General features: G+C 44.1%; 19 protein-coding genes. 12 read left to right on the top strand and 7 right to left on the bottom strand.

Annotation, left to right across the window (positions count from 1 at the left end):
- Nucleotides 1-21: 21 nt before the first annotated feature.
- Together EIZ58_RS26970 and EIZ58_RS26975 are read right to left on the bottom strand one after the other, a co-directional pair.
- Complete coding sequence (locus EIZ58_RS26970; RefSeq protein WP_134704085.1) at nt 22-1,311, bottom strand: BaiN/RdsA family NAD(P)/FAD-dependent oxidoreductase; 1,290 nt, start codon at nt 1,309-1,311, stop codon at nt 22-24.
- 17 nt (nt 1,312-1,328) lie between these two features.
- The gene (locus EIZ58_RS26975) at nt 1,329-1,553 is read right to left on the bottom strand and encodes a DUF1128 domain-containing protein (protein ID WP_134704086.1); all 225 of its coding nucleotides are present in this window, start codon (nt 1,551-1,553) and stop codon (nt 1,329-1,331) included.
- A 102-nt stretch (nt 1,554-1,655) separates the two neighbouring features.
- Here EIZ58_RS26975 and mnmL point away from each other — a divergent pair, with 102 nt between their 5' ends.
- Entirely contained in the window at nt 1,656-2,591 is a 936-nt protein-coding gene (gene mnmL / locus EIZ58_RS26980; RefSeq protein ID WP_134704087.1) for a tRNA modification radical SAM protein MnmL/YtqA, read from the top strand.
- A 51-nt stretch (nt 2,592-2,642) separates the two neighbouring features.
- On the opposite strand, the gene EIZ58_RS26985 is transcribed toward mnmL, so the two are convergent.
- Nucleotides 2,643-2,993, bottom strand: a complete 351-nt coding sequence (locus EIZ58_RS26985; protein ID WP_134704088.1) for a hypothetical protein — start codon at nt 2,991-2,993, stop codon at nt 2,643-2,645.
- A 170-nt stretch (nt 2,994-3,163) separates the two neighbouring features.
- Between EIZ58_RS26985 and EIZ58_RS26990 the strand changes: the two genes are divergently transcribed.
- A complete protein-coding gene (locus EIZ58_RS26990) occupies nt 3,164-3,619 on the top strand; it encodes a hemerythrin domain-containing protein (protein WP_134704089.1) in 456 nt (151 codons plus the stop codon).
- Between the two features lie 43 nt (nt 3,620-3,662).
- Here the strand turns inward: EIZ58_RS26990 and EIZ58_RS26995 are convergent, their stop codons facing one another.
- Entirely contained in the window at nt 3,663-4,370 is a 708-nt protein-coding gene (locus EIZ58_RS26995; RefSeq protein ID WP_240689432.1) for a Crp/Fnr family transcriptional regulator, read from the bottom strand.
- Between the two features lie 124 nt (nt 4,371-4,494).
- Here EIZ58_RS26995 and tatC point away from each other — a divergent pair, with 124 nt between their 5' ends.
- The 6 genes from tatC (at nt 4,495) to EIZ58_RS27025 (ending at nt 8,058) form a co-directional block, all read left to right on the top strand.
- Entirely contained in the window at nt 4,495-5,265 is a 771-nt protein-coding gene (gene tatC / locus EIZ58_RS27000) for a twin-arginine translocase subunit TatC (RefSeq protein WP_134704091.1), read from the top strand.
- A gap of 23 nt (nt 5,266-5,288) precedes the next feature.
- A complete protein-coding gene (locus EIZ58_RS27005) occupies nt 5,289-5,501 on the top strand; it encodes a twin-arginine translocase TatA/TatE family subunit (RefSeq protein WP_134704092.1) in 213 nt (70 codons plus the stop codon).
- A 33-nt stretch (nt 5,502-5,534) separates the two neighbouring features.
- Nucleotides 5,535-6,047: a molybdopterin-guanine dinucleotide biosynthesis protein B gene (mobB, locus tag EIZ58_RS27010; protein WP_134704093.1), complete on the top strand. Its 513-nt coding sequence runs from the start codon at nt 5,535-5,537 to the stop codon at nt 6,045-6,047.
- Nucleotides 6,044-6,508 carry a molybdenum cofactor biosynthesis protein MoaE gene (locus EIZ58_RS27015; protein ID WP_134704094.1) on the top strand — a complete coding sequence of 155 codons (465 nt, stop codon included), beginning with the start codon at nt 6,044-6,046 and terminating at the stop codon, nt 6,506-6,508. The genes mobB and EIZ58_RS27015 overlap by 4 nt, the downstream gene beginning before the upstream one ends.
- Entirely contained in the window at nt 6,508-6,753 is a 246-nt protein-coding gene (gene moaD / locus EIZ58_RS27020) for a molybdopterin converting factor subunit 1 (protein WP_134704095.1), read from the top strand. Before EIZ58_RS27015 ends, moaD begins: the two co-directional genes overlap by 1 nt.
- An 81-nt stretch (nt 6,754-6,834) precedes the next feature.
- Nucleotides 6,835-8,058: an MFS transporter gene (locus EIZ58_RS27025; protein WP_134704096.1), complete on the top strand. Its 1,224-nt coding sequence runs from the start codon at nt 6,835-6,837 to the stop codon at nt 8,056-8,058.
- 20 nt (nt 8,059-8,078) lie between these two features.
- Here EIZ58_RS27025 and EIZ58_RS27030 read toward each other — a convergent pair whose 3' ends face one another.
- Nucleotides 8,079-8,390, bottom strand: a complete 312-nt coding sequence (locus EIZ58_RS27030; RefSeq protein WP_134704097.1) for a hypothetical protein — start codon at nt 8,388-8,390, stop codon at nt 8,079-8,081.
- A 77-nt stretch (nt 8,391-8,467) separates the two neighbouring features.
- Between EIZ58_RS27030 and EIZ58_RS27035 the strand changes: the two genes are divergently transcribed.
- A complete protein-coding gene (locus EIZ58_RS27035) occupies nt 8,468-9,433 on the top strand; it encodes a hypothetical protein (protein ID WP_134704098.1) in 966 nt (321 codons plus the stop codon).
- Between the two features lie 48 nt (nt 9,434-9,481).
- Here the strand turns inward: EIZ58_RS27035 and EIZ58_RS27040 are convergent, their stop codons facing one another.
- On the bottom strand, nt 9,482-10,195 hold the full coding sequence (locus EIZ58_RS27040; RefSeq protein WP_134704099.1) for an MgtC/SapB family protein: 714 nt from the start codon (nt 10,193-10,195) through the stop codon (nt 9,482-9,484).
- A gap of 192 nt (nt 10,196-10,387) precedes the next feature.
- Between EIZ58_RS27040 and EIZ58_RS27045 the strand changes: the two genes are divergently transcribed.
- The gene (locus tag EIZ58_RS27045; RefSeq protein WP_134704100.1) at nt 10,388-11,800 is read left to right on the top strand and encodes a DEAD/DEAH box helicase; all 1,413 of its coding nucleotides are present in this window, start codon (nt 10,388-10,390) and stop codon (nt 11,798-11,800) included.
- Nucleotides 11,801-11,863: 63 nt separating this feature from the next.
- Here EIZ58_RS27045 and EIZ58_RS27050 read toward each other — a convergent pair whose 3' ends face one another.
- Nucleotides 11,864-13,240 carry an RsmF rRNA methyltransferase first C-terminal domain-containing protein gene (locus EIZ58_RS27050; RefSeq protein WP_134704101.1) on the bottom strand — a complete coding sequence of 459 codons (1,377 nt, stop codon included), beginning with the start codon at nt 13,238-13,240 and terminating at the stop codon, nt 11,864-11,866.
- A 204-nt stretch (nt 13,241-13,444) separates the two neighbouring features.
- On the opposite strand from EIZ58_RS27050, the gene EIZ58_RS27055 reads away from it, so the two are divergent.
- Entirely contained in the window at nt 13,445-14,206 is a 762-nt protein-coding gene (locus tag EIZ58_RS27055; RefSeq protein WP_134704102.1) for a hypothetical protein, read from the top strand.
- Between the two features lie 11 nt (nt 14,207-14,217).
- The gene (gene ltaE, locus EIZ58_RS27060; RefSeq protein WP_134704103.1) at nt 14,218-15,240 is read left to right on the top strand and encodes a low-specificity L-threonine aldolase; all 1,023 of its coding nucleotides are present in this window, start codon (nt 14,218-14,220) and stop codon (nt 15,238-15,240) included.
- The last annotated feature ends 4 nt before the right edge of the window (nt 15,241-15,244 follow it).

A 15,244-nucleotide genomic window follows, 5' to 3' on the forward strand; every position in this document is an offset into this window, starting at 1 on the left:
CTTTTTCTCGTATTTAAGACATTATTCCACGGGAAATAGTTCTTTATTTCGACTGTATTCTACAGCCCCTTTACCGGCAGCATATCCTGTGGTAAACGCAGCGGTAATATTAAACCCGCCCGTATAGCCATGGATATCCAAGACTTCCCCACAGAAAAATAATCCCCCTACTAATTTAGATTGCATGGTTTTAGGTTCGATCTCCTTTAAGTGGACACCTCCACCGGTTACAAACGCTTCCTCAATTGAGAGTGTACCGTTAATTTGGATCGGTATCGCTTTAAGAAGTTTGATCAACCGTTCTACAGCTTCTTTTGGAAGGTGTGTGGCTACCGTATCCTCATCGATTTGACTCCATTCCAGAAGCAGAGGGATAAACCGTTCGGGAAGATAGCCTTTTAAGAGGTTTTTGAACAGTTTTTTGGGTTCAGCCTCGATTTTCTCTTGAAGGTCTTGGGTTATTTCCGTGGGCTTCTTGAGCGGGAACAAGTCAATCGCAACCGTTACCTCTTTTACTTGATGCTTTTTCAGGGCTTTCACTACATATTGACTGCATCGAAGAGCCGCTGGACCCGATAAACCAAAATGGGTAAAGATGAGATCGCCCTCGTGTTCAATGATTTTCTTTTTCTTTACTGGATCCAACACGGAAAGATGAATGCTTCTTAGAGAAAGCCCCTGGAGGGTCCGCTGGGTAATAAACGGCTCCCTCGAGGTAAGCGGAACTTCGGTTGGATATAACTCGGTGATGGTGTGCCCAGCTTCTTGTGCCCACTGATACCCGTCGCCCGTGGATCCGGTATGGGGAACCGATTTTCCTCCTACCGCAATGATGACCGCGTCGGAGGAAACTATATTCCCGCTTTTTAAACGCACCCCTTTAACCTGTCCATGTTCATACAGCACCCGATCCACGGGGGCGTTGGTATGGATGTCGACATTCAGGGAGTTGATCTTATTGATTAAGGCTTGGACTACATCCTTTGCCTTGTCGGATACGGGGAACATGCGTCCGCGATCTTCTTCTTTCAGTTTTATGCCTAGTCCTTCGAAAAAGTGAATAATATCCTGATTGTTGAAGATAGAAAAGGCACTATGCAAAAACCTGCCATTGCCGGGGATATGCTTAATGATGAAGTCCACGCTTCCCGCATTGGTTACATTACATCTTCCGCCACCGGAGATGGCCAATTTCCTTCCCAGTTTATCCCCCTTATCGAGTAAGAGGACGCTGCCCCCAGCCTGTCCAGCTGAGACAGCTGCCATGAGACCGGAAGGGCCGCCTCCGATAATGATGACGTCATATTTCATAAGCGAATGCCATCCCTTTATTTTTTTCTCAAGCTTCCTAACTCGCTTACGATGGCCTCCATTTCATTAATGCTAAACCGTTCTTTTCTCATGACCATCTCAAACAGGTCATACATGTCCTCATAAACATTCAGTTCAAAGGCGTCCGGATTCATTACAGAGGTATTCGCCATCGTTAGCTTTTTTTGCAGTTCATTCAGCATATAAACCATATTTTCACGACTCGGATTTTCTAGATTCATTATTATCATCTCCAATTTTAGATCATATAGCAATAATTTTACCATATTGACAAGGTAATACTAATAATAAAATATAAGCATAGAGAATGGAGGGGGAGGCATATGACAGATCAACCATTATTTTGGGGAGACAAGCGCTATCATACATGGAATTATCATTTAAGACAGCTTTTCGGAGAAAAAGTGTTTAAGGTGATGCTTGATGCCGGCTTTACTTGTCCAAATCGGGATGGAAGGGTAGCCATTGGTGGGTGCACCTTTTGCAGTGCTAGAGGATCGGGAGATTTCGCAGGATCGCGCCGAGATGATTTGAAAAAACAATTCCACGATATTGCGGAACGAATGCATAAAAAGTGGCCACAAGCCAAGTATATCGGCTATTTTCAGGCTTATACCAATACGTATGCACCGGTAGAAGAATTAAGGGAGTGCTATGAAACCATCCTTGAAGAAGAGGTAGTGGGTTTATCCATCGCCACGAGACCGGATTGCCTCCCTGATGATGTAGTAGAATACCTTGCGGAGATTAATCAACGGACCTATCTGTGGGTCGAATTGGGCTTGCAAACCGTTCACGAATCAACCGCTGAGTTGATCAACAGAGCCCATGATTTTCAGACCTATGTAGAGGCTGTAGAGAAACTGAGGAAGCATAACATCCGTGTGTGCTCTCACATTATTTTAGGATTACCCGGCGAAACAGAAGCCATGATGATGGATACCGCAAAAGCGGTGGCCCAACTCCCTGTTCAAGGGATCAAGATCCATCTCTTGCATCTGCTGAAGAAAACGCCTCTTGTGAAGCTATGGGAGCAAGGTGGGCTCGAATTTTTGGATCAAGAAACCTATATCCGATTAGTTGTAGATATTCTTGAAATCTTACCACCGGACATGATCATTCACCGCTTAACAGGCGATGGTCCGCCAGATCTCCTAATAGGACCGTTGTGGAGTCGCAGGAAGTGGGAAGTCCTGAATGGAATTGAACGGGAGCTTAGGCAAAGAAATACATGGCAAGGACGTTTGTGGACGAGTTAAGAAAAAGGGCCGCCTACGGGGAGCGATCAACTCCAGAGGCGCCCTTCTTTATTAAGATAATAACCTACTTTTAAATTGTTGCCATTCTTCATCCGTTTCCATATTGGAGACTTCATCATAGAGCTCTTCGAGAACTTCATCGTCGCTACATGCAATAATGCGCTCTTCACCTGCAATCATATTCTCCATTCGGGCAAGCTGCTCCATTTGCTTTCGGTAAGGAGAAAGTATGGGGGCTGATAGAGTAACCATCAGTTTCCTCTCCATCGCCGGATCTCGTTCAATCTGTTGCTCGTAAAGTTCAATATATTGTTCCTGCGTAAGAGGGCTGAAATCGTCTTTAGGCAACTCTCCAATAAACAAGGCATAACGAAATTGTTCTAGGGCGTGGTCCAGTGACATGTTTGTTTTTCCTTTCTTTGGACAAAAGGTGTGATGAAATTAACACCTAGGCTCAAGAGGCTATGGTATATTTACAAGGGCAATGCAAAGATTGTGGATACCCTTTATATAATTAAAGCTATACCATAATAACTGTTTTTTTGCAAAATCTTCAAGAAAGAGGTCTTGGGATGAATATCGCTGATGCTATTACATTGTTACTTGAACAACATGAGGAAATTAGATCGTTGGCTAAGGAGGCCATGTCCGTACTAGAGCGGACGAAGGAGAACGCCTCAACAGAAGACTATGAGCTCTTATTAGAGAAGCTTATTACACTTAAAGCCCGACTTGTTGAGCATGGAAGGAAAGAAGAGGAATTAATTGTCCCCATCCTGCAAGACATGTATCATCCTCAAGCAGAAATGGCGCGATATGTGGAAGATGAGCATACTCACATGGAGGAGGAGCTCAAGGAAATTAAAAAGCATTTGCGCGAGCATATCTTAAATAAATCCGAACGATTAGAGGAAGTCATCTATTCAAAAGCCAAGACCTTTCTTACGCAGACGATTACACATCTTTTTGAAGAGGAAAGCGGATTGTTTCCTATGCTGAAAGGTTTCCTGTCACAAGTCAAGAAATAAAAAAAGATTCCTGCGAGAGGAATCTTTTTTTAGGGAAAGCGGACTATATACGGCAAATATCTTCAGGACAGCCGTCACATTCTAAAAATTCTTTTAAGAATGTGATATTATGAACAGTAATGAAACCATTGTCAATGCTGATAACTTCGTTTTTGCGAAGTTCATTAAGCATTCGGTTTACACTTTCTCGTGTAGTTCCAATGAAATTGGCAAGATCTTTGTTGGTTAGGAACAAGTCAATTAAGATTCCATCCTTGACCTTAATGCCATAGGTATTGGTCATGCGGATCAGCGTAGAATAGAGGGCGCCATGCTTGCCAAGCAGCATCAAATCACGGAACTTAGATTGGTTTCTTCGATAAGCAATACCCATCCACTTCATAAACTCAACTGCAAGTCGGCTGTTCTTGGTTAGAAGTTCTTCTAGGGCTGATCGAGCAATAATTCCAACGCTCCCGTCTTCAATCATCTCTGCAGTTGCTGTATAGGTAAGGTTAGGCTGGAAGAGAGCAATTTCACCAATCATTTCTCCAGGCTTACAAATATATAGTGTGAGTTCTTTTCCTTCTAAGGTGGTTTTGCTAATCTTTACACTTCCGGTTCGAATAAAGTAGAGATTATCCGCTTTTTCACCATCCATGTAAAGAATGGTATCCTTAGGGTAGTTAACGTCTACACTGATTGAATTGAGTTCCTCGCGGAATTCATCGGGTATTAATTGGAAGAACGTTTTATCTGAAATGTTTTCCAATACATTCCCCCCTTTCGCGGATTTATATAATAAAATAGTATCATATGTTCTATGATAACGAAATGATTTTAGATATACTTTCTTTAAGGGATTTATTGTACAAACTCTATTAGGAGGTGACTCAGTGGGAAAAACCAACGATACTCCTCTAACTGACCATCTGAATGAGCTGCGTAAACGGATCATCTACTGTATTATCTTTTTCTTTTGCGCCATGATTGGCGGCTTCGTGTTTTCAGGCAGGGTCGTAAACCATATCAAGAATGACCCAGCAGCAAGGCACATTGATTGGCATGTATTCGGGCTTTCTGATGCACTGTCGGTGTATGTGAAGGTGTCACTCGTTCTAGGACTCATCATTTCTTTACCCTTTTTTCTTTACCAGACCTGGGCCTTTGTGAAGCCAGGCCTGAAAAAATCAGAGCAAAAAATTGCCCTTCGCTTTATACCTGGTGCCACGTTATTGTTTGTCTTAGGGATTGGCTTTGGATATTATATTCTTTTCCCTATGGTCACCCGTTTTATGTTAATGATGACCGAAACGTTGCAAGCTCAAGAACTGTTCGGGATTACAGAGTATTTTAGCTTTATGTTTTCCATCGTTCTGCCTTTTGGCGTTTTGTTCGAGCTTCCCATTCTGGTCATGTTCCTGACCCGACTACGCATTGTCAATCCCATTCGCCTAGCGAAAATGAGGAAGGTCGCTTACTTTGTCCTGGTTATCATTGCCGTAACCATTACGCCTCCGGAAATCATTTCCGATTTCTTGGTCACCATTCCTTTATTACTTTTGTATGAATTTAGTGTTTGGCTCTCAAAGGGAATCTATAAGAAGCAATTAGAAGAAGATGCAAAATGGCTCGACGGAGAACCGACGGACGAAAAAATTTCATAAAAACAAACAAGGAGGATTACGTGATGTTAACTAATATTGGAGTCCCAGGTCTTATCTTAATTCTGATTTTGGCTTTGGTGATCTTTGGCCCGAAGAAACTTCCGGAAATTGGCAGAGCCTTTGGTCAAACGCTAAGAGAATTTAAAAAATCGACGAACGAGCTCACTTCTGATGTCCGAGAGGAGCTCGATGAAGCCAAGACGACGGTAAAGAAAGTAACGGAGAATAATAAATAACATTGCTAATGCTGCAGGAGTGAAGCTGACCGTATGGATAACAAGGTGGTAATACAGGTTGTAGGCTTTAAGAATAGTGGAAAAACAACGACAAGCTGTGAGATGATCCGTCGATTCTCACAGATGGGATGGAAGGTGGGGAGCGTCAAGCATGATGCTCACCACTTTGAAGTGGATTATCCGGGAAAAGATACTTGGCTGCATCGCGAAGCAGGCGCAGAAGTCGTGGCCATTACCTCCCAGCATAAAACAGCAATCATGGAGCAGAGAACTACAACTTTAACCAGTTTGTTAGAGCGGATGACAGGGATTGATATCGTTATCGTAGAAGGTTATAAGTTCGAGCACTACCCTAAAGTGGTTTTGTTGCGGCATGAGGGGGATTTATCTCTCCTAGAGCAAACGTCTCAAATTTTAGCTATTGCCACTTGGTTTCCTTATAGCCATCCTACAATTCCTGTTGTGGGGAAAGATCAATTTGAACCGCTTTTTTCCATCTTAGAAGGACATGTAAACAGAATGAGAGAGGAGAAGGTAGTAGAATGAAAAATTTTTCGATCACCCGTGAAAAAATTGAAGTTCAACCCTTGGTTGAGTACGTAAGTCACCCGAATGCAGGAGCCATTTGTACATTTATCGGTACGGTGAGGGAAATGACGAGAGGGCTGAAGACTTTATACTTAGAGTACCAAGCCTACGAGGAAATGGCAGAGAAGAAGCTTAAGCAAATAGGGGATGAGATCGTAGCCAAGCATCCGGAAGCAAGAGTCGCTATCGTTCACCGTGTGGGACACTTGGATATTATGGATGTGGCAGTGGTCATTGCTGTTTCTACTCCTCATCGAGATGCTTCGTTCGAGGCAAGCCGTTATGCGATTGAGCGAATCAAGGAAATTGTACCGATTTGGAAAAAAGAAAATTGGGAAGACGGTCAGAGCTGGATCGGGGATCAAAAGGAGAAGGTTTCGTACCCCACAGGACAACCAGAGATTAAGGAGGAAGTGTAATGGTTCGTATTTTACTTTTTGCTGGGCTGGCGGAAGTGGCAGGCTCATCGGTGATCTCATTAGAAATGGATCATACCGAATGGACTGTCCGAGCGGTTCGTGAAAAATTATCAGAACGCTATCCTGCCCTCCGAGACCTATTGGAGAAAAGCATGGTTGCCGTTAATCAGGAATATGCTATGAGTGCAGATCCGGTGAAAGAAACAGACGAGATCGCCTTTATTCCACCAGTGAGCGGCGGGTAAACCCAAAGGAATGCCATCCCCATTACTTTTCAATACCGTTGAATCGTCGTATAATGGTATTTGGGATGGAGATGATTTACAGTGGATATTTGGAAACGAAATCTAATCATATTATGTGTTGCCCAATTTTTGGTTATGGCAGCAATGAGCTTAATCATTCCGTTTTTGCCGCTTTATTTACAACAGGATATGGGGATCGCCGATGAGAAGTCACTGCACCTGTGGACGGGTGTTATTTTTGGTGCTAACTTCTTATCGGCCTTTTTGTTTTCACCCCTATGGGGGAAGCTCGCTGACCGGCATGGTCGCAAGATCATGCTCGTTAGGAGCGGGTTTGGTATGGCGCTGGTTGTGGCAAGCATGGGGTTGGCTACCTCCCCGATGCAATTGCTCATTTTGCGGTTTATCAATGGAACGATCTCAGGATTTATACCGGCTTCGATCGCCCTAGTATCCACCAACACCCCGAAAGAGAAAACCGGGTATGCGCTGGGGACTCTTCAAGCGGCTGGTGTTGGGGGCTCCATCTGCGGACCTTTCCTAGGCGGTTTGATGGCGGACTGGATAGGATTTCGGAGCATTTTTTATCTTACAGGATTATTGCTATTGATTGCCGCTGTTATGGTTACTTGCTTTGTTAGGGAGCTGAATAAGCCGGATAAGAAATCAGTGAAAGAAACGGGGTACCGTGATGATTTAATCATAATATTTAGGACAAAACCACTTCCTGCGCTTTTTGCCACAGGATTCTTGATTCAGTTGGCAATGCTGGGGACGACCCCTTTCATCACAAGCTTTGTCCAAGAGCTCTGGCAAAAGAAAGAAATGCTTTCCTTTATGGCGGGCACCGCGATTTCAATCACGGGTTTCGCTACGATGATCTTTTCTCCTTTTTTAGGGAAATGGGGAGACCAAAAAGGTTCGCACAACATTCTTTTCTATTCCTTAATCGGGGCTGGTCTTTTCTTTATCCCTCACGCGTTTGTTGTCTCCATTGAACAGCTCCTTGTTTGTCGTTTCTTACTCGGAATGTGTGTGGGCGGCATGCTGCCGAGCGTGAATACCCTGATTCGTCAGTATGCACCACGGAATATGGAGAGTCGAACCTACGGCTATAGTAACATGGCCATTTTCCTGGGGAATATGCTGGGCCCGATCTTAGGAGGATGGCTGTCCGGATGGATACATTTAAGAGGGGTTTTTCTTGGTGCAGGGATATTGATCTTGTTAAGTGCCGTCTGGGTAAAGTTTCAGGTGTTGACAATAGATGGAGAAAAAACGAATGAAGAAAAGAATGCCATTTAAGGGGCCACAAGCCCCTTTTTTTAGAGTAACCCTTCTTCTCGGTAATGCTCGATATCGTGGATCAAGGCTTCTGAATAATTAAGATCATCAGGAATGCGCTGTAGTGTATCCATAAAGGTTCGATTAATGAGTTGTTTCAGAATGGTCACTTGAAATTGGGCAGCAAAATCCCGGTACCCCGCTTCTCCCATGGCGCTTAGATCCGCTTGCTCAATCAGGGCCAATATGGCTTTGAGGAAAAGATCGGCTCCACAGGGGTGTTGACCAGGGCCTGAGATACTTACGCCAACGTCTCTTGCTACGTCATGTACAGTAAAGCTCATATTTTCCATTCCTATCGCCTCCACAGTATATCCTTTTCTTATTTATCCCAAAATAGAGGAAGAACATGCTGGAAGGAGTGCAGGAGATGAAAAGAATCGAATTATATCCCGAGCTGCGAACTTCGGGTGGGGAGTCCTTGTCTATTCACCGTGAAGGGGAGTGGATTGGGGATGTTTACTTAGTTTACCGCGAGAATGATTTATTGACGGGTACGATTCATTTGGATGAAGAGTATGTTGATCGGAGCGAACTCTCCGGAATTATTGATGATGTTCAATCTTACATTACGAGTTTGGCTTTTGCTTTGAATGTGGCAGATCATAATATCAATATTTTATACGGTCAATATTCGCTCATGGAAGATTATATGGATGGACTTGAGGATCTAGAGGAAGATATCCAGGACGATGAAGGTGAAGAAGTCTATGGGTATGAGCGATGGATTGTAGGCCAAGGAGAGCAAGGCATAGAATATCAAGTGTATGATGAAAATGAAAACCTGGTTGCCGAGGCGGTAGTGGATATTCGTGGCACTAGAGTTGTGGGGGATATCCATTTTACCCAAGAGCCTACTGAAAAAGAGATGGAAGACGTTGAAGCCATCCTGTTGAAGGATTATGATCATGATTTAATTGATCAATATAACTTTACGTTCTTCGTGAATGGTCAGGAATACGAGGAAGTAGAGATCGAGACGGAAGAGGATGAAGAGGAACTTGATGAGGCTGCCGTAGTCCAGTTACTCGAACGTGAAGAGGAAGCGGATGATTATGAGGAGAGAGAACGAGCCGAAGTCAAATTTGATCTCGTTGATCCCAGTGACAATCCATTAGGGGAAGCCACCTTTTACTATTCCGAGGATGGGGTGGATGTGACCATTGAGCTAGCGATTGAACCTACTGAGGATACAGCTCACCATATCATGAGAACGGTGTTTGACGAGGCTTTGACAGATCCGATGGAGTGGGTTAACATTCGTATGCACTATGAAGGGCAAGTAGTGGACGGCTTTCATTTTGAAAGAGGAAAAGAGTCTTCTATACAGCCTTAAAACCAGCAAGGTGTCGAAGTTCATTCGACACCTTGGTTTTTTTTAGGGTTATCTTGTAGACAGATTTTCTATCAATACAGTCTGGATATGATCGATTTGTTTGACATCATGATAAATCTCGGCTGTAAAGCGTTTTTCGTGGACGATCACGACCAGCTGAACCTGATGAGTACCGTGCTTGGTAGGATCTTTATGAATATCGTGGATGCGAACATGCTTAATTTTGATGTCTTTGGCTTTGATGGCGTCCATAATCTCAATGATGCGATTATCTTCCTTATCAATGGTTAGTTCTATTTTAATTTCCTTTTCACTTAAAGCCTTCGGCCCAATGAACTTAAACAGGTGGGGAAGCAGCTCGACACTAACTATGATAAGAAACACGCCAACAAACGCTTCAACATAAAAACCAGCACCGGCGGCAATACCTAGACCGCAAGCGGCCCAGATCATGGCTGCCGTTGTCAGGCCCATAATGACATCATTGTGTTTGCGCAGGATGACCCCTGCTCCTAAGAAGCCGATACCTGAAACGATTTGGGCAGCTAAGCGAAGAGGATCCATGGGTCTGATGTAAGGTTCGGCGAAACGATACGCGGATTCGATAGAAACAATGGTCAAGATACAACTGCTCACACAGATCACAAGCGAGGTTTTTAAGCCTAACGGTTTTTTTCGCAGCTCTCTTTCTAATCCAATAACGATTCCGAGCAGGATGGATGCCCCTAGTTTGATTAGTATAGAAGTATCGAGTAAAAACATGTCAGGTTCCCTCTTTCGCGGATAACTGTCGTACATTATACTATATCCTTCCATGAAAAATGAAAAAAAATAAGGGGGCGGAGTTTCTCCGTTAGAATCAGGCAATGATAGTAAAATGACAAAGGTAATTCTTGCCTAGAAGAAAAATTAAGGTACAATAAGGTGGGCATATCAATTGAAAGGAGCTAATCCATGAAAGGATTTGCAAAGTTCGGTTTAAAACAAGAGATCTTGGCAGGCATCCAAGATCTATACTTTACGGAGCCGACCCCGATCCAAGAAAGAGCGATTCCACTTGCTCTAGAAGGAAAGGATCTTATCGGCCAAGCACAGACCGGTACAGGAAAAACAGCAGCCTTTGTTATTCCGATGCTGCAGCAGCTGCAACCTAACGTTCAACATATTCAGGGGCTGATTCTGACTCCTACACGAGAGCTAGCGATTCAAATTGCAGAAGATGTGGAAGATCTAGGAAAGCATCTCGATATTAATGTACTTTGTTTACATGGGGGAAGGGATATCCAAGCCCAAATTAATAAGCTTCAAGATAGAGTACATATCGTGGTAGGAACTCCGGGACGAATTCTCGACCACCTAAGAAGAGAGACCTTGCATTTCGGCCGAATTAAGATGCTCGTCTTAGATGAAGCAGACAAAATGCTGGAAATGGGCTTTCAAGAAGATGTGGAGACCATTATTCAGCAGACACCGGAGAAAAAACAAACCTTACTATTCTCTGCTACGATGCCAGATCGAGTAAGGCTCTTGGCACATCGATTTATGTTCCAACCCCCGCATATTAAAGTCGAGATGAAGCAAGCAACGGCCGAAACGACGAAGCAATATTATTATGTGGTTAATCAGAGTGAAAAGCCGGAAGCTTTAAAGACCTTGCTCGAACAGCTTCGTCCATATCTGGCTATCATCTTTGTGAATACGCAAGATCGAGTGGAGTTCATCACGGAACAGCTGCAACAAGCTGGGTTCGATGCGCAGGCGCTGCACGGGGGATTATCCCAGAATAAACGAGAACAGTTAATGGAAAATTTCCGAAAGATAAAGTTCCAATTTCTCGTCTGTACGGATATCGCCGCGAGAGGAGTGGATGTCGAAGGGGTAACCCACGTCTTTAATTTCGACTTACCTTCTGATCCTGAGAGCTATATCCATCGGGTAGGCAGGACAGGGAGAGCAGGACAAGAAGGGACGGCCATTACCTTTGTCTCCCCTCGACAAAAATCCATTATGCTTAAGATCGAAAATGCAATTAAGCAAAAGATTGAAGAGCGTTTGCTCATAGGAACCAAGGGTTTTGCGGAAGTGCCTACAAAGGATCGGAAAAAGCCAAGACCCGCTTTCCAACGAGACGGGAAAAAGAAGGATGACCCTACAATAAAGAAAGCTTCAAATGAGGCAAGGTCAGTTTCCCAAGCCCAAGAAAAGTCGCAAGACAAGAAAAAAGTAAAACCCGGCTATAAGAAAAAAGCATTGTTTGAAAAACAGCGACAAGAAGCCCAGGAGAAACGGAAAAAGATTCAGCAGTCGATTAACGAGCAGATTCGCAAAAAGAAAAGAAAAGAAGCAAGAGATACCAAAGCAAGATAATAAAAATAAAAAAAGAGGAATCTCCTCAAGAGTTGAGGGGTTCCTCTTTTCATGTGCCCCCTTTTAGGGCCATCGCAAACCTTTTGGATAATGGTTTTTTAGCTGCCCTTCAGAAAGCTTGCCCCATCCAATGGGGAAATCATCGACACAAACCAAGGTCCACCCTTTACCTGCTGACTCCACCATTAAGGCTTCTCCTCGAAGATAACGAAAGATGGATTCATCTCGTGCTGAAAAGGAAAGGTAGTTAGCTTGAGTCTTTTTTAATCCTAAGGCCAAAGCATGACTAGGTTCAAACCTTGATTTTTTGATCGTGCCTAAATGCCACCCAGGTCTTGTAACCTTCAGCTTGTCAATGGAGGGCATTTCTGATGGGGCTGCATACAGCTGTTCTCCGAACAATAGATACTCACCGGAAAACTCCCAGTCCATGGTCAGGGTAGCTTTGCAAAATTCCTCGAATACCTTGATCGCTTGCTTGTCCACCTTCGCCGACGGTTTACGGGACTTCCTATCTAAGGGTTCTGCACCGTCGTTCTTGCGCAGCCGGGCGACAAAATGTCCTTCGCCTTTAAGCTGATGCGGCCAGAGGCGGATGGTTCTAGATAAGACGTCTTGACCGCTGGCCCAGTCTGGACGCCCAGGCTGCATCCCGGCAACGAGTGGAATTTCTTCGAGTTCAAAGGAAGGGTATCTCTCAAGGAAACGAGCCATCGTTTTTTCGTTTTCTTCCGGCGAAAACGTACAAGTTGAATACACGAGAATGCCGCCGGGCTTGAGCATCGATGCTGCAGCGTCTAAAATATCCGCTTGCATAGAGGCGCAATGCTCAATTTTGGCTCCTGACCAATCTTCACAGGCTTCGTCTAGCTTTCGAAACATCCCTTCACCCGAGCAAGGGGCATCGACTAAAATGCGATCAAAGAAGGATGGGAATCGCGGTGCTAGACGTTCTGGGGTTTCATTGGTGACAAGTGCGTTGGTGACTCCGCATCGTTCAATATTCTCGGATAACGCTTTAACCCGACTCGGATGAATCTCGTTGGTTACCAAGAGCCCTTGTCCCTGCATATAGGCAGCAATCTGCGTTGATTTACCTCCAGGCGCCGCACACAGATCAAGAATCACTTCCCCCGGCTGGGGCGAAAGAAACTCCACAACCGACATGGCACTGGGCTCTTGGATATAATAGACACCCGCTGCATGATAAGGGTGCTTCCCAGGTCGGTCTTCCTTGGAGTAATAGAATCCACTGGGACACCAAGGTACAGGTTCTAGTTTGAATTCCGAATGCTTCATAAATGTATCTACGCTTGTTTTCAATAGATTGATACGCAGTCCTTGCTCCGATTCTTGCTCATAAGACTCGAGGAAGGACGAGTAATCATCTTGTAGGAGATTTTTCATCTTTTTTTTAAAATCTTCAGGTATCATTCCCATGTTTTCACCTCAAAAAAATCAATGCCATTATTTTACCCTTGAAACTTGTCAGATAGAAGCCCAAAATTAAAATGAGTAGGGTCTTGGCACAGTTGGTAAATTCCGTTTATCTGCTGTGTCAAGATCCTAGTCAAGAGGAAAACGTGAAGTTAAGGAGAATTAGTTATTGATGTCCCATTTCGAGTAGAAGGGAGGGCGATACAGATGGAGCTGATGTCTCGCGTAGAGAGACATAAGGGCAAGCAAGGCAAGGAATCGGTGGTGTTACCTCTGGTTGGTGTCGGGATGGTCTGGATAACCATGTTATTCTTTCTTATACGATACCTGCAAATTCCAGAATCTTTAGCATTTCGCCAGACATTACAGATTAGCTTATTTTTCTGCAGCATTTTATTCTTAGCTTTATACCTGCTATCCTTTATCTTTGTATCCACAAAGAATTTTGCCCATGAAGATAAGGTTACGAGAGTAAACCATTATATCGTCATCCTATGGGTGCTTTGCTTGACTTATCATTTTATCCTTTGGCTATCCAATGGTTCTCTGCTGTCGTATTATTACTATGGAGGACTTGCGGTTACTTGGGGAGTCCTATTACTGACCCTTCTTCATTTTTACTATTATTTTTTATTTGTTCGAACAGAGAGAAAAGCTCAATCCATGGCTAACCGTATTGAAATTCGCCGACAGTCATACGAGAGCATGAGACGAATTTTGATGATGTATCAGTTAGTTCATGAGCTAATGAAAAGAGATGCAGAAGTCAGACAAATGCTTCGTTGGAATCATTTTGACGTAAAAATGGAAAGAGTCGTTTGGGAAATGGAGCCTTACATTCACGCAACGTCCTTTACAAAAGAAGAGCTAGACCATTTGTCAGGAATTGAAGCCTGGATGGACAATCTGCTTGTGATTATCGAACAACATCCTCTGCATCATGACTTATATAAAAAATTAGAAGCGTAAGGGAGTATACAATGGATTTTCGAAGTGATACCGTCACCAAGCCAACGGAAGAAATGAGACAAGCCATGGCCACGGCCCAGGTGGGAGATGATGTCTATGGTGAGGACCCTACCGTTAACAGGCTGGAGGAATTGGCAGCAGAAAAATTAGGAAAAGAAGCCGCACTGTTTGTGACGAGCGGGACACAAGGAAATCAGGTTGCAGTGTTAACACACTGTCGCGCTGGAGATGAAGTCCTGTTGGAAGCAGAATCCCATATCTTCCTATATGAAGGTGGAGCAGCTTCTGCCTTAGCAGGTGTCCAAACCCGGCCGTTAGCCGGGAATAGAGGGGCCATGGACCCCATCCAAGTCAAGAAGGCTCTAAGAGGCGAGGATATTCATTACCCCTATAGCGGGCTGATCTGTCTTGAGAATACGCATAACAAATCAGGGGGAAAAATCGTTCCCTTGGAGAATATGAGAGCCATCTATGAAATCGCAAGAGAAAAGCAGGTGCCTGTTCACTTAGATGGAGCACGGTTGTTTAATGCAGCGGTGGGCATCGATCAGCCTGTAACTGCTTTTACACAATATGCCGACACGGTTCAGGTTTGTTTGTCTAAAGGATTATCTGCTCCCATCGGTTCTGTCTTAGCCGGAAGCAAGTCTTTTATCCGTGAGGCTAGAAAGTGGAGAAAACGCCTGGGTGGAGGTCTTCGTCAAGTTGGAGTCATTGCAGCGCCAGGAATCATAGCTTTAGAACGGATGGTCGAGCGTTTAGCAGAAGATCATGTGCATGCTAGAATGTTAGCAGAAGGCTTAGCGGCCATCCAAGGCCTTAAAGTGGCCATTGAGGGTGTAGAAACGAATATCGTTCTTTGTGATATTAAAGGTACTAACCTATCAAACGAAGAATTCTTGGAACGGTTAAAGGCCGAGCAGGTACTTGCTGTTCCGTTTGATGAAGGGATCATCCGTTTTGTTACGCATCGAGAAATCACGGAATCGGCAGTGCATAACGCGTTAAAGGGAATTCAAAAGGCATTGAAGTAGGAAG

Source organism: Ammoniphilus sp. YIM 78166 (assembly GCF_004522215.1).
Taxonomy (GTDB): Bacteria; Bacillota; Bacilli; order Aneurinibacillales; family RAOX-1; genus YIM-78166.